Annotated in this window: 18 protein-coding genes and 1 tRNA gene; 13 read left to right on the top strand and 6 right to left on the bottom strand. The window is 64.5% G+C overall.

Annotated elements, in window-relative coordinates; translation table 11 throughout:
* Window positions 1–22 precede the first annotated feature (22 nt).
* The gene (locus RBB46_RS22230) at window positions 23–301 is read right to left on the bottom strand and encodes an acyl carrier protein (protein ID WP_306031248.1); all 279 of its coding nucleotides are present in this window, start codon (window positions 299–301) and stop codon (window positions 23–25) included.
* A gap of 408 nt (window positions 302–709) precedes the next feature.
* A complete protein-coding gene (locus RBB46_RS22225; protein ID WP_306031247.1) occupies window positions 710–1858 on the bottom strand; it encodes an acyl-CoA dehydrogenase family protein in 1149 nt (382 codons plus the stop codon).
* A 507-nt stretch (window positions 1859–2365) separates the two neighbouring features.
* Here RBB46_RS22225 and RBB46_RS22220 point away from each other — a divergent pair.
* From RBB46_RS22220 to RBB46_RS22185, 8 genes are all read left to right on the top strand, one after another.
* Window positions 2366–3406 carry a LysR family transcriptional regulator gene (locus RBB46_RS22220; RefSeq protein WP_306031246.1) on the top strand — a complete coding sequence of 347 codons (1041 nt, stop codon included), beginning with the start codon at window positions 2366–2368 and terminating at the stop codon, window positions 3404–3406.
* A 316-nt stretch (window positions 3407–3722) separates the two neighbouring features.
* Window positions 3723–5396, top strand: a complete 1674-nt coding sequence (gene ilvD, locus RBB46_RS22215; protein WP_306031245.1) for a dihydroxy-acid dehydratase — start codon at window positions 3723–3725, stop codon at window positions 5394–5396.
* Window positions 5397–5744: 348 nt separating this feature from the next.
* Complete coding sequence (gene dctP / locus RBB46_RS22210; RefSeq protein WP_306031244.1) at window positions 5745–6815, top strand: TRAP transporter substrate-binding protein DctP; 1071 nt, start codon at window positions 5745–5747, stop codon at window positions 6813–6815.
* A gap of 136 nt (window positions 6816–6951) precedes the next feature.
* The gene (locus RBB46_RS22205; RefSeq protein ID WP_306031243.1) at window positions 6952–7716 is read left to right on the top strand and encodes a TRAP transporter small permease; all 765 of its coding nucleotides are present in this window, start codon (window positions 6952–6954) and stop codon (window positions 7714–7716) included.
* On the top strand, window positions 7713–8996 hold the full coding sequence (locus tag RBB46_RS22200) for a TRAP transporter large permease (RefSeq protein WP_306031242.1): 1284 nt from the start codon (window positions 7713–7715) through the stop codon (window positions 8994–8996). Before RBB46_RS22205 ends, RBB46_RS22200 begins: the two co-directional genes overlap by 4 nt.
* 65 nt (window positions 8997–9061) lie before the next feature.
* Window positions 9062–9739 carry a YggS family pyridoxal phosphate-dependent enzyme gene (locus RBB46_RS22195; RefSeq protein WP_306031241.1) on the top strand — a complete coding sequence of 226 codons (678 nt, stop codon included), beginning with the start codon at window positions 9062–9064 and terminating at the stop codon, window positions 9737–9739.
* A gap of 33 nt (window positions 9740–9772) precedes the next feature.
* Window positions 9773–11125 carry a hypothetical protein gene (locus tag RBB46_RS22190; RefSeq protein WP_306031240.1) on the top strand — a complete coding sequence of 451 codons (1353 nt, stop codon included), beginning with the start codon at window positions 9773–9775 and terminating at the stop codon, window positions 11123–11125.
* A gap of 65 nt (window positions 11126–11190) precedes the next feature.
* Window positions 11191–12792 carry an amino acid adenylation domain-containing protein gene (locus RBB46_RS22185; RefSeq protein ID WP_306031239.1) on the top strand — a complete coding sequence of 534 codons (1602 nt, stop codon included), beginning with the start codon at window positions 11191–11193 and terminating at the stop codon, window positions 12790–12792.
* Window positions 12793–12864: 72 nt separating this feature from the next.
* Here the strand turns inward: RBB46_RS22185 and RBB46_RS22180 are convergent.
* Both RBB46_RS22180 and RBB46_RS22175 read right to left on the bottom strand, forming a co-directional pair.
* Window positions 12865–12938, bottom strand: a tRNA-Cys gene (locus RBB46_RS22180).
* Between the two features lie 201 nt (window positions 12939–13139).
* Complete coding sequence (locus RBB46_RS22175) at window positions 13140–13601, bottom strand: Lrp/AsnC family transcriptional regulator (RefSeq protein WP_306031238.1); 462 nt, start codon at window positions 13599–13601, stop codon at window positions 13140–13142.
* 139 nt (window positions 13602–13740) lie between these two features.
* Here RBB46_RS22175 and RBB46_RS22170 point away from each other — a divergent pair, with 139 nt between their 5' ends.
* Genes RBB46_RS22170 through RBB46_RS22150 form a run of 5 tightly spaced genes read left to right on the top strand, consistent with a single transcriptional unit; the run spans window position 13741 to window position 18356 of the window.
* Complete coding sequence (locus tag RBB46_RS22170; protein WP_306031237.1) at window positions 13741–14910, top strand: acetyl-CoA acetyltransferase; 1170 nt, start codon at window positions 13741–13743, stop codon at window positions 14908–14910.
* Window positions 14907–16517 carry an acyl-CoA synthetase gene (locus RBB46_RS22165; protein ID WP_306031236.1) on the top strand — a complete coding sequence of 537 codons (1611 nt, stop codon included), beginning with the start codon at window positions 14907–14909 and terminating at the stop codon, window positions 16515–16517. The genes RBB46_RS22170 and RBB46_RS22165 overlap by 4 nt, the downstream gene beginning before the upstream one ends.
* Window positions 16514–17095, top strand: coding sequence for a hypothetical protein (locus RBB46_RS22160; protein ID WP_306031235.1), 582 nt, complete (start codon window positions 16514–16516; stop codon window positions 17093–17095). The genes RBB46_RS22165 and RBB46_RS22160 overlap by 4 nt, the downstream gene beginning before the upstream one ends.
* A complete protein-coding gene (locus RBB46_RS22155) occupies window positions 17092–17553 on the top strand; it encodes a PPC domain-containing DNA-binding protein (RefSeq protein WP_306031234.1) in 462 nt (153 codons plus the stop codon). Before RBB46_RS22160 ends, RBB46_RS22155 begins: the two co-directional genes overlap by 4 nt.
* The gene (locus tag RBB46_RS22150; RefSeq protein WP_306031233.1) at window positions 17553–18356 is read left to right on the top strand and encodes an SDR family NAD(P)-dependent oxidoreductase; all 804 of its coding nucleotides are present in this window, start codon (window positions 17553–17555) and stop codon (window positions 18354–18356) included. The genes RBB46_RS22155 and RBB46_RS22150 overlap by 1 nt, the downstream gene beginning before the upstream one ends.
* A 284-nt stretch (window positions 18357–18640) precedes the next feature.
* Here the strand turns inward: RBB46_RS22150 and lpdA are convergent, their stop codons facing one another.
* Together lpdA and RBB46_RS22140 are read right to left on the bottom strand one after the other, a co-directional pair.
* Window positions 18641–20029, bottom strand: coding sequence for a dihydrolipoyl dehydrogenase (gene lpdA, locus RBB46_RS22145; RefSeq protein ID WP_306031232.1), 1389 nt, complete (start codon window positions 20027–20029; stop codon window positions 18641–18643).
* A gap of 4 nt (window positions 20030–20033) precedes the next feature.
* Window positions 20034–21023, bottom strand: a 990-nt coding sequence (locus RBB46_RS22140) for a dihydrolipoamide acetyltransferase family protein (RefSeq protein WP_306031231.1), incomplete at its 5' end; no start/stop codon positions are given.

Raw genomic sequence — 21023 nt, 5'->3', positions numbered from 1 at the left:
CCGATGCGTGCGGGCAACGCCCTCAGGCAGCGGCGGCGGTGATCTTGCTGTGACAGAAGTTGGTCAAGGCATTGAGCGTCTTGTAGTTTTGCGAGGTGATCTCGTCCTCGTCGATGACGATGCCGAACTCCTTCTCGACATATTCGGTGATCTCGGCGATGCCGAGTGAATCGAGAATGCCGCTGTCGAGCAGGTTCTCCTCGGGGTCGATCCCCCCGGACACGCTCACGCCGGAGTTCTCCAGCAGGTATTCCAGCAGGGTCTTGTGGACATCGTTGAGCTTGGTTGCCTGAGCGGTCATCGCCATTTCCTCCTCGGTTTACCGGTCGCCTGGCATCGCCTCACGGGCGATACCGCCGGATGTCGCAGCATCGGCCGGTCTTTCGACAGTCGTGCCCGATGTGGTTAGCGCCTCATTCGAAGCCCGAATTTCTTTTCAATGTTCTTGATATTTTTAGATCGAAATTCGATTCAGCGCGCATTTGGAAGAATATTTGCAATTTACCTACAGTCAATATCGTGTGTATGTGCAAATAAATATCGAGAAATATATTGTGATTTGAGAAGTATACGCAATTTATACAGGTGCGTGACGGATCTGGCGGATCCGTCACGCAGTCAGACAGGTCGGGTGGGGCGGTCCGGACTGTTCTCCCGACGTTTCCGGGATGCGGTCGCCCTGGAGCCCTGCAGGCCCCGTACAGGCCCCCTACAGGCCCAAGGCGCGGGCCGCGATGGTGCGCTGGATGTCGGACGTTCCGGAATAGAGCAGGCTGCCGACCGCATCGCGGAAGTCCCGCTCGACTTCGTAGTCCTGCATGTAGCCGTAGCCGCCATGGATCACGACGGAATTCTGGCACGACGCCACCCAGGCCTCGCTGAGATAGAGTTTGGCGAGTGCCGCCTCCATCGCGCAGCTTCCCTTGGTCTTCTTCAGCCATGCGACCTTGTAGAGAAGCAGGCGCGACGTCTCGTGCCGAAGCTTCATGTCGACGATGCGGTTGGAGACCGACTGGAACTTGCCGATCGGCTTGCGGAACTGCGTGCGCTTGTTGGCGTGCAGGACACACTGTTCGACCTGATGTTCCATGGCGCCGACAAGATTGGCGAGGATGGAACTGCGTTCCCATTCCATCGAGTTGTTGAAGATGCGTCCGCCCTGGCCTTCCTTGCCGATCCTGGCGCTGACCGGAACGCGGCAGTCCGTCAGCGTCAGCCAAGCCATGGGCGAGGTGCGCAACCCCATCTTCTGGCGGTTCGGGCTGATCTCCAGGCCCGGCGTGTCGCGGTCGACGATAAAGCCGGTGAGCCCGAGCGAGCCGGCGCTCTTGTCGACCGTCCCGAAGATGACGAAGACGTCGGCGACGGGGCCGTTGGTGCAGAACACCTTGGCGCCGTTGAGGACGTAGTGGTCGCCGTCGCGGGTCGCGGTGGTGCCCAGGCTCATCACGTCGGAGCCGGCCTCAGCCTCGGTGATGCCGTGGGCGCCGATCAGCTCGCCGGCGATCAGGCCCTTCAGGTATTTCTCCTTCTGCTCGGGAGACCCGAACTGGGCGATGGGCATCTGCACGGTCCACATCTGGCCGTTCATGCTGAACAGAAGACCGTTGTCGCGGCAGCCGTAGCCGAGCGCCTCCATCGCCAGCACCGTGGTGATGATGTCCTGCTCGCTGCCGCCATAGGCTTTTTCGAAGGGCAGGCCGAGAATGCCGAAGGAGGCGATCTTCTTCCACAGGTCCCGTGACAGGACACAATCCCTGTCACGCTGGGTGAGGTCGCCTTCGTTGAGTTCGTCGCGGGCGAAACGGACCACCTTTTCCTTGAAGGCTTCCTGTTCCGGGGTGAAGCTGAAATCCATGTCTGCTCCTCTTGCCTGCCCCGCCCGGCGGGGATCGTCGGCCTGTGCGCCGCAACCCTTTCGACATGCCGGCCGTCCAGGCGGAGGGCTCCGCCACAGGACGTTCGCGATGCGACCGCAGGTTGCGCTTCCTTACGAAGGGAAAGATATGGTTGTTTCTTTCTTTCTCTCCTCCATTTCGTTTTCGTTTCTTTCGCCCCATGCACGCGATCGTATATTTTATTACAAGAGAGGTCGTTATTCTTAAATGTTTATGAAATATGCATATATAGCCCAAGTAGGACGAAACACGTATGAATGAGTCTTTTCGCATCCCTGCCTTGAGTGTGACAAAATCCTATTCTCAGTATTATAGGCACTCCTAGTACGAGAAACTAATTTTAATTACAATCAAGATACAACTTTCCGTGCGTGTCGAGAAATATATATTTTTGCCATATAAAGGTTTGGGAGTGAATTTTTACGGCGGCGTTCAAGTACCAATTCCGAGGGAGAAGAAGGCAAGCAATGAATCTCAGGAGGTTGAAGTTCTTCGTAACGGTTGCAGAGGAGTTGCATTTCGGCCGGGCCGCTGAGCGGCTCTGCATGACGCAACCCCCGCTCAGCCAGGCGATCCTTGCGCTCGAGGAGGAATTGTCCGTCACGCTTTTCAAGCGGACGAAGCGCAATGTCGCCCTGACACCGGTTGGCGAGCACCTGCTCTCCCATGTCAGCAAGCTGCTGGAGGAGGTCGAGGCTTTGCCCGCGCTGGCGCGCCAGCTCGCGCGGGGAGAGATCGGTTCCCTCAAGCTCGGTTTCGTCACGACGGCAGATTACAATCTGCTGCCGGAGCTGATCAGTCACTATGGCGCCACCTATCCGGAGGTGAAGGTGTCGCTGAAGGAGATGACCAGCGACCTGCAGATCGAGGCCCTGATGCAAGGAGACATCAATGCCGGCCTGATCATCCCGCTGCACCAGACGCTGCATTCCTCGCTCGACTACCTGCCGTTGCTGCACGAGCCGCTAATGGCGGCCGTGCCCGAGGACTGGGTTCGTTCGGGCCGGGTCGACGTGTCCGGCGGGCGGCTGCGCATCCAGGATGTCGCGGACGAGCCGCTGGTTCTGTTCCCGCGGCGTTCCGCTCCCGCCTTCCACGACGTGATCACGACCTATTTCGTCGCCAACGGTCTCCAGCCGACAATCGGTCAGGAGGCGATCCAGATGCAGACCATCATCAGTCTCGTCTCGGCGGGGATGGGGATCGCGCTGGTGCCCGGCTCCCTGCGCCGGCTCGGCCGCGTCGGCGTGCGCTATGTCGGCCTGGAAGGCAAGCCGCCGGTGATCGAGACGGGCCTTGTCTGGCGACGCGACGATCCCTCGCCGACCGTGTTGCGCCTGGTCGAGATCGCCAGGAACGCCAGCGACCAGGATCGCGAGCCGGGCGATGGCGGGGCGGACCTTGCCGGCGCGCTTCCCGGCTTGGGCGAGGTCTCCGCGCCGGCGGCCGTTGCCATGAAGCAGGCGACGTCCGGCTTCAACGGCCAGGGGCTTCCCGGGGGACGCTGAGGCGCGTCGAAACGCATTGGGACGTCGGACCGGCATGCCGCCGGGCCGGCGCCCCGGCGCTTTTCAGACCGGCGATTAATATGTAAAATCACTCAAAAGCATATGACAAATATATTTCTGAAATGAATGGCGAGGCGCTAACTTCGCCGAAAATGCCGACTGCATAAGCCTTTACAGCAAAGAACAGGTTCCGTTGGAGCGACCCGTTGGGGCCGGTTCCAGGAGCTCTTCACAAACGCTGCCGGGGCCGGGGCGCAGGACGGATCGGGAGAAACGGGCGGCCCGGCGCCAAGCATTGCCTGAGGGAGGATTGCGGGTGGCATACAACGAGCGTTCGAAGACGATATCGCAAGGGATCGAGCGTTCGCCGAACAGGGCCATGTTCTATGGTCTCGGCTATACCAAGGAAGATTTCGACAACCCGATGATCGGCGTCGCCAACGGGCACTCGACCATCACGCCCTGCAACGCGGGGCTTCAGCCGCTGGCCGATATCGCCGTCAAGGCGATCAAGGAGGCGGGCGCCAATCCGCAGCTTTTCGGCGTGCCGACGATTTCCGACGGCATGGCGATGGGCACGGAAGGCATGAAATACTCGCTGATCTCGCGCGAGGTCATTGCCGACTGCGTCGAGATGACGGTCCAGGGCCAGTGGATGGACGGCGTCCTCGTGCTGGGTGGCTGCGACAAGAACAAGCCCGGCGGCATGATCGGCATCGTGCGGGCCAACGTGCCCGCCATCTATGTCTATGGCGGCACGATCAAGCCCGGCAAGTGGAAGGGGCAGGACCTTTCCGTCATCTCCGCCTTCGAAGCTGTCGGTGCGATCAAGGCCGGCCGGATGAGCGAAGAGGATTTCGAGGGCATCGAGCGCAACGCCTGTCCGACGACCGGCGCCTGCGGGGGCATGTACACAGCCAACACGATGAGTTCCTCCTTCGAGGCACTCGGCATGGCGCTGCTCTACTCCTCGACCATGGCCAATATCGACCAGGAGAAATTCGATTCCACGGCCGAATCCGCACGCGTCCTCGTCGAGGCCGTGAAAAAGGGGATCAAGCCGCGCGATATCGTCACCCGCGAGAGCGTCGAGAACGCGATCTCCCTGGTGATGGCCACCGGCGGCTCGACCAACGCCGTCCTGCACTACCTGGCGATCTGCCATGCGGCCGGCGTCGAATGGACGCTGGACGACTTCGAGCGCATCCGCCTCAAGGTGCCGGTGATCTGCGACCTGAAGCCTTCGGGCAAGTACATGGCCGTCGACCTGCACCAGGCCGGAGGCATCCCGCAGGTGCTGAAGATCCTGCTCAATGCGGGACTGCTGCATGGCGATTGCATCACCATCACCGGCCGCACCCTCGCCGAGGAACTGGAGCATGTGCCGGATGCGCCGCCCGCCGACCAGGACGTCATTCGTCCGATCGACAAGGCGCTCTACGAGCAGGGCCATCTGGCCATCCTGCGCGGCAACCTCGCCGAGGACGGCGCGGTGGCCAAGATCACCGGCCTGAAGGCGACCTCGATCACCGGACCGGCGCGCGTCTTCGACGACGAGCAGAGCGCGATGGATGCGATCCTGTCGGATGCCATCCGCCCTGGCGACGTGTTGGTGCTCCGCTATCTCGGCCCCAAAGGCGGACCGGGAATGCCGGAGATGCTGGCGCCGACATCGGCCATCATTGGCCGCGGGCTGGGCGCCGATGTCGGGCTGATCACCGATGGCCGCTTTTCGGGCGGCTCCTGGGGCATGCTCGTCGGTCATGTCACGCCGGAGGCCTTCGAAGGCGGGACGATCGCGCTGGTGGAGGAGGGCGACACGATCACCATCGACGCCTCCCGGCAGCTGTTGCAGCTCGAGGTCGACGATGCTGAGCTGGAGCGGCGGCGGAAGAACTGGCGTCAGCCGGAACCACGCTACCGGACCGGCGTACTCGGCAAGTTCGCACAGCTTGCCACGCCAGCGAGCAAGGGGGCCGTCACCGGCTGAGCCGGACGCCCCACGGGTTCGCATCGCAAGCAGCGCCGGGTCGCGGAATCCGGCCGGCCGGGGCCTTCACGGGCTCCGGCCTGATGTGCTTGTGTGTCAAAATCTCAAGTTGATCGCGCCGTAACCAGAAATAGAAAAATAGAATTAGACCGTCATTTGGTTGCTTAATATCCTCCTCGGCATAATCAACATAAATAAAGTCCGTGCGAGGAGGGGATTATGTCTGCTGGAGAATGGTCTTGTTGTTGCCTCCGCAAAAGTAATGAGGGGCATGGAAGGGACGCGTTGGAGCGCCGCCGGAACCGTTCGCGTGGCAGCGGTCCGTTGCGCCTGAGGGGCGCCCGTTCGATGATGGCCCGTTCGATGGTGGCAGGGGCGCTTGTCGCGGGCCTTGCCCTTGGCGCCATGCCGCAGGCCATGGCGGCCAGCTACACGATGACGATCGCGCATCTCTATCCCGACGATCTCACCAACAACGAGACGGCGCCGGCCCTGAAGCATTTCGAGCAGCTGGTGGAAAGCGCCACCAACGGCGATATCGATGTCCAGGTCTTCGGCAACGGCGCGCTTGGCGGCGAGGTCGAGGCGGCGCAGCAGACGCGTGCGGGCAAGACCATCCAGTCGGTGATGCTGGGCTCGGGCACGCAGGCCTCGTTCTATCGCAACTACGAGATGATCACCTCGCCCTTCCTGTTTCCCGACTACCGCACGGCCTGGGCCTTCTTCGACAGTCCCTGGTTCGCGAAGTTCATGAAGCCGATGGTCGAGGAGAGCGGCCTGCGTTATCTCGGCACGCTGGACGATGGCGGCGGCTTCGTTGCCTTCGCCAACAACAAGCGCCTGATCCGCACCGTCGAGGACCTCAAGGGCCTGAGGATACGGGTCGAGGAAAACCAGGCTCACATGACGATCATGAAGGCGCTCGGCGCCTCGCCCACGCCGCTGCCATGGGGAGAGTTGCAGACAGGCCTGGCAACCGGTCTCGTCGACGGGCATTTCCATGCCCCGGGCGTCAACGACATCTTCAAGCTCTACGACGTGACCAATTTCACCACATGGAGCGGGCACGTCTACAACACCATCACCTGGAGTGTCAGCGAAGCGTGGTTCTCGGAACTCCCCAAGGACTACCAGAAGATCATCATGACCTCGGCCCGCGAGGCCGTTGCCATGGCGCATGGCATCGCCACGCAGATCACGGTCATCGGCTGGGTGAACTCCTGCAAGAAGTTCGAGGAATGTCACATCCTGTCGGACGCGGAGAAGGCGCGGATGCGGGAGATCGCGCAACCGGTCTATCGCGAATGGCTGGTCGAGGAGTTCGGCGAGAAGGCGGCGCTCTACGACGAATTGCGCGCCGAGGTGACGCGGATCAATGACGAGCTGAACCGCTCGATCGTCGAGAACTATCTCGACTGAACCGCTCGATCATGGCGGACGGGCGGCGGTTCCAGACCGGCCGGTTCCGTCCGCCAAAGCCGCGCGACAACGCGCGGTCGCGGCGCGGGCGGGTCGTCCCGCTCCGGCAATTCAGGGACCAACCCGGGAGCAGGACATGAGCGTGTCTTCCACGAACGGATCCGTGCGCCTGCTGTTCGGCCTGCGCCGGATGAGCGACGGGGTCAACCAGGCGACCATCGCGGCCTGCGCCGTGATCCTTGCCCTGATGCTGGCCATCTCGGCCGCCGGGATCCTGCTGGAACTGCTGCTGGCGCTGCTTTCCCGCTTCGGTCAGGCCTCGCTCTTCGACAGCGGTCCGCTGGCCTTTGCCTATGCCAATACCCGTCCCTCCCTGTTCCGCCTGTTCCTGCCCTGGCTGGGAATGCTGAGCATCACCGTCGCGTTCAAGTATGGCGAGCACATCGCGATCGGGGCTGTCGCCCGGTTGCTGCCGCGATGGGCCGCGCGGTTGGCGCAGGCGATCAACCTTGCGGCTATCGCCATCTTCGCTCTGGCGCTGGTCTGGTACGGCATCACCTTCTTCCGCGACGCGACCAATCTCTACATCATCTCCAGCAGCCTGCAGGTCTCGCATCACTGGACGGCGGCGTCCGTGCCTGTCGCCGGCCTCATCCTCTGCCTTCACCTGGTCGACGGGCTGGCCCTGTTGGAGGAGCGCGGCGTGCTCAGCGCCGACATGTTGCCGGAGGAGGAGGCGCCGGGCGGGAGCGCGGATGAGCGAGAACCGGCGCTTGCCGGCGCCATGCAGGACTATGGCGACGGTCCGGCCGGCAATCTCAACGCCGTCAATGACGGCGGCGGCGGATCGCTGCCCGCGTCCGGACATGCGCCGCGCAAGATGCTCGAGCTGGTGAAATGAGCGCCTCCATCGCCTTCATAGTGCTGATGTTCATCGGCTTGCCGCTCGGCCTGGTGCTGACTGCGGCCGGGCTGGTGGGCGCGTTCTCCATCGGCGGCGTCGATTTCCTCGGCATTCTCGCCGACCGCTTTTATTCCGGCGTCTCGGGCTACGTGCTGATCGCCGTCCCCTATTTCATCATCACCGCCGAGATCATGAACCGAGCCGGCCTTACCGAGCGGCTGATCGCCTTCGCCACCTCGCTCTTCGGACGGGTGCCGGGGGCGCTCTCGCATGTCAACGTGACCACCTGCCTGCTGTTCGCCGGCCTGACCGGCGCGGCGGTGACGGAGACGGCCGCGATCGGCAAGACGCTGATCCCGTCGATGCGCCGCGAGGGCTACAGCGCTTCCTATTGCGCGGCCGTGACCGCCTGTTCGGCCATTGTCGGACCGATCATCCCGCCCAGCATCATCATGATCGCCTATGCCGCGACCTTGCGCGACATCTCCATCCTCGGCCTCTTCGCGGCGGGCATCGTGCCGGGCCTGATGATGGGTCTCGCCATGCTGATCGTCAGCGGCATCATTTCCTGGCGGCGCGGCTATGCCAGCCACCAGCGGGTGATGCTGTCTGTGGTGATCTCGACCGGCATCAGCGCGCTGGCGGCGATGGGCATTCCGCTGGTCATTCTCGGCGGTGTTCTGAGCGGGCTCACAACCGTGACCGAGGCATCCGTCATCGCCTGCATCTATGCGCTGGCGCTTGGCGGTTTTGCCTACAGGCGGTTGAGCCGGAGCGACATGTGGGAGGCGCTTGTCTCCACCGTCAGCTTCAGCGGCGTGGTGTTCCTGCTGCTTGGCGCCTCCAATGTGCTTGGCTGGTTCGTCACCCGCTCAGGCATCGCGCGGCACGCCGCCGAGACGATCGCCACGATGAGCGACAACCCGATCGTGCAGATCCTGGCCGTGGCGGCGTTGCTCGTCGTGATCGGCATGTTCATCGACGTGCTGCCGGCGATCATCATCGCCGTTCCGGTGCTGGCGCCGGCGCTCGTGGAGCTGGGTTTCGACCCCTTGCATGCGGGCATGGTGATGCTGCTGGCGCTCAATCTGGGAAACATCACGCCGCCGGTCGGCCTGACGCTGATGACCGCCGCGCGAATAGCCAACGCCCCTTACGAAAGCGCCGTCAGGGAGGCGATGCCCTTCGCCTTCGCCCATGTGGTGATCGTCGTGCTCTGCGCGATCTTCCCGGCGATCACCCTTCTTGTCCCGCGTTTCTTCGGGGTCGGCGTCTGAGACTTCCATGCCCGCGCCCGTCTTCGGGCTCGGCTCCTGCAACCACGTTTGAGCGAGTAGGGATGATGACCAGCGATGAATCGGTAGGCCGGCTGACGGCAGTTTTGGGAAAGATCGCGGCGGCCGAGGAAGTGCGTGAGGCCAATGCCGGCCCGGTGACGCTTGTCGCCGTCAGCAAGACGTTCGACGCGGACGCGATACGCCCGGTGATCGCCGCCGGATGCCGCGTCTTCGGCGAGAACAAGGTTCAGGAAGCGCAGGAGAAATGGCCGGCGCTGAAGGCCGAGTATCCGGATGTGGAGCTGCGCCTGCTCGGCCCGCTGCAATCCAACAAGGCGCGCGACGCGGTGGCGCTGTTCGACGTGATCGAGAGCGTCGACCGCGAGAAGATCGCCGTCGAGATCGCCAAGGAGATCGCCCGTCAGGGACGCGCGCCGCGTCTCTACGTGCAGGTCAACACCGGCCGTGAACCGCAAAAGGCGGGCATCGACCCGGACGAGGCGGTGGCCTTCGTCGACCGTTGCCGCAAGGAGCTCGGCCTCGCCATCGAGGGGCTGATGTGCATTCCCCCGGCGGGCGAGGATCCGGCGCCGCATTTCGAGCTTCTGACCGCGCTTGCCGACAATGCCGGCCTCGACCGCCGCTCGATGGGCATGTCCGGCGACTACGAGAAGGCGGTGATCCACGGCGCGACGAGCGTGCGGGTCGGCTCCGCGATCTTCGGCAGCCGCACCTATGCCTGACTGCAGTTTCAAACCGTTTCGGGATGACTTTCGATGAACATCAACACGCACCAGAAGCTCGACTACACCATCACCCACCAGTTCGACGGGCTGACGATCTCCGATGCGGAGTTCAAGCGCCTGCTCGACATCGCCAGCTGGAACGGCCATGTGCCCACCTTCACGCGCCGCGGCCGGGGATCCTGGGAGGCGCTGAACGAACCGATCGCGCTGAAGGACAACCCGTCCGTCACCTTCCATGCGGCGAAGCTGAAGGGCGTCGGCCTGTGGAACCCGATCCTTCCGGGCGATGCGGAATATTCCAACAAGCTGCATGACGATGCCGGCAACGATCCGGTTCCCCCGCTCACGGACCTGCTCGAATATCTGGTGACCTATCCGCATTTCGGCATCTCGAACGAGTGCGAGTACAAATACGCCTACAGCTCCCCGAGCCCGATCGGCGGCATCGTTCACGAGCGGGCGCATCGCGAATACTGGTCGTCCGAGCGGCTGGTGAAGCACGGGATCCCGACCATCGCGCCGCTGGCGGTGATCGAGTATGGCGGCAACCTGAATTTCCAGGGACAGCCGATGGGCGCGGTGCTGACCCTGTCGCCGGGCTCCGCGTCCTACCGGATCTCGGAGATCCTGTTCGGCGCCGGACTTGCCCGTGGCACCGACCCGGATTTCGATGTGCACTACGACGCGATCCGGGAGGCGCTCGGTGTCGAGGGAGATCCCGATGACGAGCGCGTCCGACTGACGGTGATCTGCGCGCTCGCCCGTCAGGCCGGCAAGCTGCTGCACGATTTCTCGCTGGCCGAGATGTATCGCTATTCCGGCGACTGGGGCAACTTCGTCTATTCCGTCGAGAACCGGCAGCTGTTCCTGATCGACCTGGATTCCGTGCAGGACATCAATCACCTGCCGGCGCCGGCCAAGGCAATGCAGGCCTGGCGGGATCTGGCCAGCGCGATCTATCGCATGGTCGGCAAGCTCGGCTATCCGACCGCCCTCGACAAGTACACGATCGAGAACCTGCTCGAGTTCGATCCGATCGCGGCGAAGATCTCCGGTTATTTCCCGCTGGTTCCCGATGACGAGATTCGCAAGATCTCGCGGCGCATGTGGGGCTATTTCATCCCCCACATGCAGCTGCTCAAAAAGCACCGCGAGGCGATCCGCACCGAGTGGGACGGAGATCGCCGCAAGAGCTACAAGATGGATCACGACCTCTTCTACATCCTGGCGCTGACGCTGCTGCGCCCGCTGTTCGCAAATTCCGAGGTCGGCCGGAAATATCCCAGCGACATCACCGAAGACGAGATGTGGGGCAAGGCGGAACGGTTCCTTGGCGAGCGGTTCCAGCTGTTTGCCTGGCTGATGGGGCGCTACGACCTCTAGCCCGTGGCAGGGCGTACCGATTGGCAGGCCGGCCCGCCAGGCGGGCGAGAGGCAGGGAGGCTGAGATGACACGCACGATGCCGCGTTTGCTGGAGGAAATGGCCCGCAAGGACCCGGATGCGCCGGCCGTTGCCATGGGGGAGGTGCGCTGGACGCGGGCCGAGCTTGCCCGCCGCTCCGACGAACTCGCCCGCCGCCTTGCCGGGCAGGGCGTCCGGCGGGGCGACCGCGTCGGGATCTATCTCGACAAGTCGCCGGAGGCGGTCGCCGCGTTGCTGGCCGTCCTGAAGGCCGATGCGGTCTGCGTTCCGCTCGACCCGACGGGGCCGGTCCCGCGCCTTGCCCACATCCTTGGCGACTGCGAACCGGCGGCGCTGGTGTCGTCGGCCAACAAGGTGGCGCGGCTGACGGCACTGCTGGAGGAAGGCATCAGCGTTCCGCCGGTATTGCTGGTCGGCGAGGGGGGCGGCGAGGGGGGCGATCCGCGTCTTCGTTTGATCGCGGCGGGTTCACCGCTGGACACGCCGGCCACATCGCTGCCGTCGCGGTCGCTCGATCAGGACCTGGCCTATATTCTCTATACGTCCGGCTCCACCGGCCGCCCAAAGGGCGTGATGATCAGCCACGGCAACATCACGGCCTTTTCGAATTGGGCCGGATGGAAATTCGGGCTGAGCGCGCAAGACCGCGTTTCCTCGCACGCGCCGCTGCATTTCGATCTTTCGCTCTTCGATGTGTGGACGACGCTTGCGCACGGGGCATCGGTGCATCTGGTGCCGCAGGGGATCGGCTTCATGGCGGTCGACCTGGTCGAGTTCATTGCGGTGAACCGCATCACCGTCTGGCAGTCGGTGCCTTCGGTGCTGCGCCTGATCACCCGGCAACTGGGCGAGGACAGTGCGCGACACGACGCTTTGCGCCTGATCTTTTTCGCCGGGGAACCCTATCCGCCGGCGGAGTTGCGCGATCTCATGTCGAAACTTCCGCAGGCGCTCTATTTCAACGTCTATGGCGCGACGGAATTCAACGACGTGACCTGTCACCCGGTCACCGCGCTTCCCGGCGAGGATCCGCTGCCCATCGGCGCGCCGTGCGAGCACATGGAAGTGCTGGTGCTCGGCGAGGACGGCGCATTGCTGGAGGAGGCCGGATCGGTCGGCGAGCTTTGCGCGCGCGGCCCGACCGTCGCGAAGGGATACTGGCGCGACCCGCAAATGACGGCGGCGCGCTTTGTCCAGGACCCCCGGCACGATCTTTATCCGGATCCGATTTACCGGACCGGCGATCTGGTGCAGATCGGCGAAGAGGGGAGTTTCCACTATGTCGGACGACGGGATGCCCAGGTGAAGATCCGGGGATTCCGGGTGAATGTCGGCGAGGTGGAAACCGCGCTGCTCCGGCACGAGGCCATCGGCGAGGCGGCGGTCGTCGACGACATGGACGGCGAGGGGACACGTTATCTGGCGGCCTTCCTCGTCGCGCGGAACGGAGACCTAGATGCGCGCAAGCTGAAGCGCCACTGTCTCGGTTTCGTCCCCAACTACATGGTTCCCGAGCGGTTCGAACTGGTCGAGACGCTGCCGAAGACCTCGACCGGAAAGATCGACCGGCAGGCCTTGCGGGCACGCCTGAATACGCCGGTTCAGGCGGAGCGCGCGACGGCTTGAGGGAGCTTGAGGCGCGCGGCAAGGCAGCGCGGTGCTGCCGGCCGCCGCAAGAGGGCGCTGAAAAGGGGGAGTTGGAGGCCTCGCCTGGATTCGAACCAGGATTTAGGGAGTTGCAATCCCTTGCGTCGCCATTCCGCCACGAGGCCTCTGGCCTGCCGGGTTCAGGAAATGAGCAACTCCCCGGCAGGACAATTTCAGGATAGTGAGTAAAAATCTGTATTTCAATTATTATAATAAGATATGTTGATACATAACAATCGCATGAACGGTTTTTTGTTTCCGAATATAGAATTCATATTAGGTGATATGCGGTCAAATGTATAGAATTGTATTATGGGTATCTTGGCCTAGATCGGGAGGTGCGTCGTATATTTCGTCTCTTCCAGGATGACGGTGCTTTGTATTTCGTGCACGCCGGGCAACATGACGAGCTTCTCGCGCAGCAATGCCTGGAAATGATCCATGTCGCGCACGACCACGCGGAGATTGAAGTCGAATTCGCCCAGCATCAATTGCACGACCTGGATCTCCGGAATGCGCAGTGCGGCTTCCTGGAACACGGAGATCGACTGGCGGCCGTGACCGGAGAGCTTGATGCGCACGAGGATCGTCGCATCGAAGCCGAGCTTGCGCCGGTCGAGGATGATCGAGCGCCCGAGAATGATCTTGTCCTCGATCATCCTGTTGATGCGGCGGGAGCACGGGGATTGCGAAAGGCCGACCCGCTCGGCGACTTCCGAAACGCTCAGCGATCCGTCCTGCTGGAGCACCCGGAGAATCTTCAGGTCAGTATCGTCAAGTGGCTGCATGCAAAAACCTATTTATGGCGGAATGACGCTAATTTCATGCAGAGGATACTAAATTTCGGATGGAAAAAGGCAAGATTAGCTGATTTGGCGGGTCTATTATCACGCTGATGGTTGGGGATGTCGCAACGGGAGGTTCGCGATGGGTGCCTGTATTGTCGGCTGGGCGCATTCGAAGTTCGGCAAGTCCGAACAGCCCGGCGCGGAGGAACTGGTCGCCGAAGTCGTTTCGGACTGCCTGCGGCATGCCGGCGTCGGCGCCGAGGAGATCGACGCGGTCTTCCTGGGCGCGTTCAACAACGGGTTCTCCAAGCAGGATTTTCAGGCCTCCCTCGTTGCCCTGGCGGTGCCGGAGCTGCGTTTCACGCCTGCCACGCGCATCGAGAATGCCTGCGCGACAGGGTCCGCCGCGATCCATGCCGGCATCCGCCAGATCGAGAGCGGCCGCGCCCGCCGGGTGCTGGTGGTCGGCGTGGAAAAGATGACCGCGACCCCGACGCCGGTCGTTGGCGACATTCTGCTCGGCGCCTCCTATCGCCGCGAGGAAGCGGAGGTCGAGGGCGGCTTCGCCGGGGTCTTCGCCAACATCGCCCAGGCCTATTTCCAGGCCCATGGAGACCGCCGCGAGAGCCTTGCGCGGATCGCGGCGAAGAACCATGCCAACGGGGTCAACAACCCTTACGCGCATATGCGCAAGGCCTTCGATTTCGCCTTCTGCAACGAGGTGTCGGAGAAGAATCCGATCGTTGCCGGTCCGCTGCGCCGCACCGACTGTTCGCTGATCTCCGATGGCGCGGCCGCAATGGTCCTCGCCGATGTCGACACGGCGCTGGCCTCCGCGCCGCGCGCGGTCTATTTCCGCGCGGCCGAGCATGTGAACGACTTTCTGCCGCTCAGCCGACGTTCGAAGACGTCCTTCGAGGGCGCGACCCGGGCCTGGAACGCGGCCTATGAACGGGCGCAGGTCGGTGTCTCGGATCTTTCCTTCGTCGAGACGCATGACTGTTTCACCATCGCCGAGATGCTGGAATACGAGGCGATGGGGCTTGCCCGGGCGGGCGAGGGGCACCGGGTGATCGACGAGGGCGTCTCGGCCTTCGACGGCAGGCTGCCGGTCAATCCCTCGGGGGGCCTCAAGTCCAAGGGGCACCCGATCGGTGCGACGGGTGTGTCGCAGCATGTGATGGCGGCGATGCAGCTTTGCGGCGACGCGGGAGAGATGCAGTTGCCGAAAGCGGAACTTGCCGGCGTCTTCAACATGGGCGGGGCGGCGGTCGCCAACTACGTCTCCATCCTGGAGCGGCTGAAATGAGGGTCGAGGGCGCGCAGCGCATGTCGAACCGGGTGATGAACCTGGGCGACCTTCTCACCCAGGCCGCGACCCGCCATCCGGATCGCGATGCGCTCATCCACGGCGCACGGAGCTGGAGCTGGGCGGACATGAACGCCCGCGTTGATGGACTGGCGACGTCGCTGTCCCGTCTCGGCGTCGGCCCCGGCGACAAGGTGATCATTCACGCCCGCAACTCGCTCGAGATGTTCGAGACGATGTTCGCGACCTTCAAGCTCGGCGCGGTCTGGGTGCCGACCAATTTCCGTATCCTGCCTTCGGATGTCTCCCACGTCGCGACATCGTCCGGCGCCCGCGCGATCATCTACGATGCAGAGTTTGCCGCCCATGCGGACGCTGCGGTTGCGGCCGGTGTCGGACTGGTCGTGTGTTTCGACGATCCGCGCGGCGGCGAGCACGCCTATGGCGACCTCGTCCGCGCCGGCCAGGGTGCGCCGTTCGCGGCTGCGCCCGTCGAGCGCGACGACCCGTGCTGGTTCTTCTTCACCTCCGGCAGCACCGGCAAGCCGAAGGCGGCGGTGCTCAGCCACGGCCAGATGGCCTTCGTCATCAACAACCACCTGGCCGACCTGATGCCCGGCATGAGCGAAGACGATGTCTCGCTCGTCGTCGCGCCGCTATCGCATGGCGCCGGCATTCATCAGCTCATTCAGGTGGCGCGCTGCGTGCCGAGCGTCCTGACCACCTCGCGCAGCCTCGATGCGGACGAGGTGTTCCGACTGATCGAGACGCGCCGGGTGACCAACATGTTCACGGTGCCGAGCATCGTCAGCGCGCTGGTCGCCGATCCGGCGGTCGAGCGCTACGACCATTCCTCGCTGCGCTACGTGATCTATGCCGGCGCGCCGATGCTGCGCGAGCACCAGAAGCTGGCCCTGAAGAAGCTCGGTCCCTGTCTGGTGCAGTATTTCGGCCTGGGCGAGGTGACCGGCAACATCACCGTCCTGCCACCGCATTGTCACGCGGCCGAGGACGGGCCGGGCGTACGGATCGGCACTTGCGGCTACGCTCGCACCGGCATGCAGATCGAGATCCAGGACGAGGCCGGGCGGGCATTGCCGCCGTTCGAGAATGGCGAGATCTGCGTCAGCGGTCCGGCCGTCTTCAACGGCTATTACCGCAATGAGGCGGCCAATGCCGAGGCGTTTCGCGACGGCTGGTTTCGCACCGGTGATATCGGCCATTTCGACGATGGCGGCTTCCTGTTCATCACCGGCCGAGCCTCTGACATGTTCATTTCCGGCGGGTCCAACATCTATCCGCTGGAGATCGAGGAGAAGATCGTCGCGCATCCGGCGGTTGCCGAGGCCTGCGTGGTCGGCATTCCGGACGAGAAGTGGGGGGAAATCGGCGTGGCCGCGGTCGTGCTGGCACCGGGCGTGCGCGTGACGGGGGAGGAGCTGCGCGCCGATCTTGCCGGGCGCATCGCCGGTTACAAGATCCCGAAGCGCTTCGAGATCGTCGAGGCGCTGCCGCGCTCCGGCTACGGCAAGGTGACGAAGAAGCTTGTCCGCGAGATGATCGAGGAGCGCATGGCGCTGCCGCGCATGTCGGGAGCGGCGACATGATCGCCCCTGCCATTCCCCCGGTGATTCCGCCGGCGCCAGCGCGATTGCTGCGCCATCCCGGGCCGGTCGCCCGCGAACGGTTCACCGTGCTGTCCGACGGGGCGGCCCGCAGCTTTCGCGTGCGCCTGCCCGAAGGGGCCAGCCTGGTCGACGCGCTGGTGGAGGCCGAGGAGGCGGGGGCAGGGAGCGAATGGCGCGGGTCGGCCGCCTTTGCGATCCTGCACGGGTCGCTGGCGCCCTGTGTCTATTGTCTGGCTGTGCGCGATCCCAGCGGCGCGCGGCTCGTCACCTATTCCCCGATGCGCGATGCCGGCACCGTGTCGGTTCAGGGCGGAGCCGCCACGCTGGGCACGGGTCTGGACGGCAAACCCCTTGCCCATTGTCACGCCTGGTTCGTCGATCCGCATGACGGGCAGGTCGCAGGCGGTCATTTCGACACCGCGGCGACACGCATCGGTCCAGGCGGCCTTGTCGCGCGCATGACGCTGCTGGGCGATCTCGACATCCGGCAGGTGCCGGACGCGGAAACCAATCACGCGATCTTTTCGCCGGTAGGCCATCTGGGAGGGGTGCAATGAGCGAAAACGTGGAAATCGAGCGCGGCCGCACGGGGCGCATCTTCTATGCCCGTGTCCACCCGAACGAGGACCTCGTCCAGGGGGTCGAGAAAATCTGCCTGCGCGAGGGCGTCGAACGTTGCTTCCTGCGCGGTAGCCTGGGCAGCCTGACAGATGCCTGCGTCAGCCTGTCGAACGGCAAGATCCGGGTCCTGCGCGGCCCCGCGGTCGAGGTGGTGGGTCTTGCGGGCGAGGTTCTGCCGGACGAGGACGGCAATCCGGTGGCGACGCTGGTCGGCCTTCTGGCCGCCCCCGACGGGACGGTCGCTGGCGGACGTTTCGTCGCCGGCCAGAATCCGGTCTGCGTGACCTTCGAGATCGTGCTGGAGGAATGGTTGGCGGAGCCAGCCGACGTGCGGCTGACCCCGCGCGAGGGACTGATCGCTGAGCGCCTCGACAATGACAGGTTGCGGGCCTGATGGATGCCGCCGGCAGCCTCGACGGCCGCTGTTTTGTGGTCACGGGCGGTGCCTCGGGCATCGGCCTGGCGACGACGCGATGGTTCCTGGCGCGTGGTGCGCGGGTCGCCATGCTCGATGTCTCGGAGACGACGCTGGCCGCCGCCCGTCAGGAGATCTGCGGCAGCGAAACGGCGCCGGCCGAGAGGCTTCTGGAGATTGCGACGGACATTCGCGACGAAGTCCGTCTGGCACGCGCCTTCGAGCAGGTTTGCAGCCGGTTCGATGCGCCGCTGGCCGGACTGGTCAACTCGGCCGGGATCGCCCGCAATGTCCCGTTCATGGAGACGAGCGCGGCGATGATGCGCGAGGTGTTCGACGTCAACGTGGTCGGCACGTTCCTGTGCTCGCGGATGTTCGCCGGGGCGGACCGCCACCCCGACGCCGCGATCGTCAATATCGCCTCCGTTTCCGGCCTGATCGGCAATGCCGGCCGTACCGCCTATGGCGCCTCGAAGGGCGCGGTCATCACCCTGACGCAGGTGATGGCGGTCGAACTGGCGGCCCTCGGCATCCGCGTGAATGCGGTTGCGCCCGGACCGGTGGCGACACCGATGGTCTCCGGCCTGCATTCGGCCGGTGTCCAGGCAGAATGGACGGCGCGCATGCCGCTCGGTCGCTATGGCGAGCCGCGGGAGCTGGCGGAGGCCATCGGCTTCCTGGCCTCGCCAGCGGCCGGCTTCATTACCGGCCAGGTGCTGGTCGTTGATGGCGGTTACCTGGCCACCGGGATCGGCGCGCCGGAGACGGTCGCGCCGGCCTGACCTGGCGTGTCGCATGTTTGTCCGGCCGCAAGGCCGGGCCATTCGGCTCCCACCACCGGAACCGTTTCTGACGGATCCGGTGGGTGGCGGCGGCAAGGCAATACCATACCGGGAACACGCCGCGTTCCCGGCTCAAGGATTGCCTTGCCGCCGTCGCTATCTGCCGCAAGGCCGTGCGGATCGCTACCGCCAATACAAAAGCCGCATGTGCAACACCCGGGACCGCAAGGCGATCCCGGGTGTTGTCGTTCAGTGTCTGGCAGAAGGGAGAAGAGGAGGCGGGCTCAGATATGCAGCGCGTGCCCCAGCGCGGCGAGGCAGGCTTCCTGCAGGCCTTCGCTCTGGGTCGGGTGGGCGTGGATGACAGCCCCGATATCATCGGCGCGTGCGCCCATCTCGATGGCGATCGCGAAGGCGGCGGAGAGTTCCGACACGCCCTGGCCGACCGCCTGAAGACCGAGAATGAGCCCGTCTTCCTTGCGTGCCACGACGCGCACGAAACCGTCCTCTGCCTCCATCGTCATCGCCCGGCCATTGGCGGAGAAGGGGAACTGCCCGGTGGTTACCGGCGCGCCCTGTGCCTTGGCCTCCTCCGGCGACAGGCCGCACGTGACGATTTCCGGGTCGGTGAAGCACACGGCGGGAATGCAGCGCTTGTCCCAGCTGCGAGGATGACCCGCGACGATCTCCGCCACCATCTCGCCCTGCGCCATCGCCCGGTGCGCCAGCATGGGCTCGCCGGTGACGTCGCCGATGGCGTAGACGCCCTGCATCGACGTCCGGCAGCGGTCGTCGACGCGCAGGAACGCCCCGTTCGTCGCAAGCCCCAGGCTGGTGATGTTGGCGCTGTCGGATCGCGGTCTGCGCCCGACGGTGACGAGCACCTTGTCGGCGGCGATCTCGCGCTCCGCCCCGTCCGGGGCCTCGACGAGGAGACCCTTGTCGCCAAGGCCCTTGGCCTTGGTCGCGAGGTGAACCTCCATGCCGAGCCCCTGCAGCGACTTCAGGACGGGGCGCGTCAGGGCGCTGTCATATTGCGGCAGGATGCGTTCCGCCGCCTCGACCACCGTGACCCGCGAGCCGAGCTTGGCATAGGCCGTGCCGATCTCCAGGCCGATATAGCCGCCACCGACCACCACGAGCTTCTCCGGCACCGAGCGCAGCGCCAGCGCTTCGCTGGAGCCGATCACCTTGCCGCCGAAGGGCAGGAATGGCAGCTCGGCCGGCGCGGATCCGGTTGCGATCACCACTTGCTCGGCCCGAATGGTGATGGATGTGTCGCCGGTCGTGACCTTGACAGTCTTGCCGTCCTGGAAGGTTGCCCTGCCGGAGATCAGACGTGTGCCCGACTTCTTCAGCAGGCCGGCGACACCGGCATTCAGACGGGAGACGATGCCGTCCTTCCAGTCGACCGTCGCCGACAGGTCGATGGCCGGAGAAGCCGCCGTGATGCCGAGCGGCGAAGTGCCGTTGTAATGGGTCAGCTTGTGGAACTCCTCGGCCGCGTGGATCATGGCCTTGGAAGGGATGCAGCCGACGTTCAGGCAGGTGCCGCCCGGCTTCTGCTCGTCGACGACGATGGCATCGATGCCGAGCTGGCCGGCGCGAATGCCGCAGATATAGCCGCCCGGTCCCGCTCCGATGATCAGCAGCTTGCAGGTCATGTCGCTCATGGCTTCAGTCCTCGACGAACATCAGGGCAGGGGTTTCCAGAAGGCTCTTCAGCTTCTGCACGAAGACGGCGGCATCCCAGCCGTCGATCACCCGGTGATCGAAGGAGCAGGAGATGTTCATCATCTTGCGCGGCTGAAAAGCCTGGCCGTCCCACATCGGACGCACCGCCATCTTGTTGATGCCGACGATCGCCACCTCCGGGTGGTTGATGATCGGCGTCGTGGCGATGGCGCCGAGCGGCCCGAGGGACGTGATGGTGATGGTCGAGCCGGAGAGTTCCTCGCGGCTCGCCTTGCCTTCGCGCGCGGCCTCGGCGAGGCGCGCGACCTCGGACGCCGATTCCCAGAGGGAACGGGCTTCCACGTGGCGGGCGACAGGCACGGTGAGGCCGGCCGGGGTCTGCGCCGCGATGCCGATATGGACCGCGTCATACTGGTGTATGACGCCGCCCTCGTCGTCGTAGTGGGCATTCATTTCCGGCTGGGCCTGAATTCCGTGCACGATGGCCCGCATGATGAACGGCAGCACGGTGAGCTTGCCGCGGCTTGCCCCGTGAAGCGCGTTGAGCTGTCCGCGCAGGTCCTCCAGCGCACTCATGTCGATTTCCTCGACGATCGTGATGTGGGGAATGCGGGACTTGGAGAGCGCCATCTTCTCGGCAATGCGCCGCCGCATGCCGACGACCTTGACATCGCGCGTGCCCGTCGCCGGAACGCGGCCGCTCTGGCGCGCCGTCAGCGGCCCGTGCTCGACATAGGCGTCGAGATCCTCGTGCAGGATGCGGTCCGCCGGACCCGATCCGCCGACCAGGCGCAGGTCGATGCCCGCATCCTGGGCGCGGCGGCGAACGGCAGGAGAGGCGAGCGGCTTCTCGCCGCTGGCAAGCGGGCGATGCGGCACGGGCTGGCGCGACGGTGTTGCCGGCGTGCCCGCCTTTTTGGCGGCCGCGGGCGCCGATGCCTGTTTGGCGTCGCTGGCGGCCTCGGCCGCCCG

The sequence above is a fragment of the Stappia sp. MMSF_3263 genome, from assembly GCF_030733745.1.
GTDB lineage: Bacteria > Pseudomonadota > Alphaproteobacteria > Rhizobiales > Stappiaceae > Stappia.
This window is presented reverse-complemented; position numbering and strand designations above follow the sequence as displayed.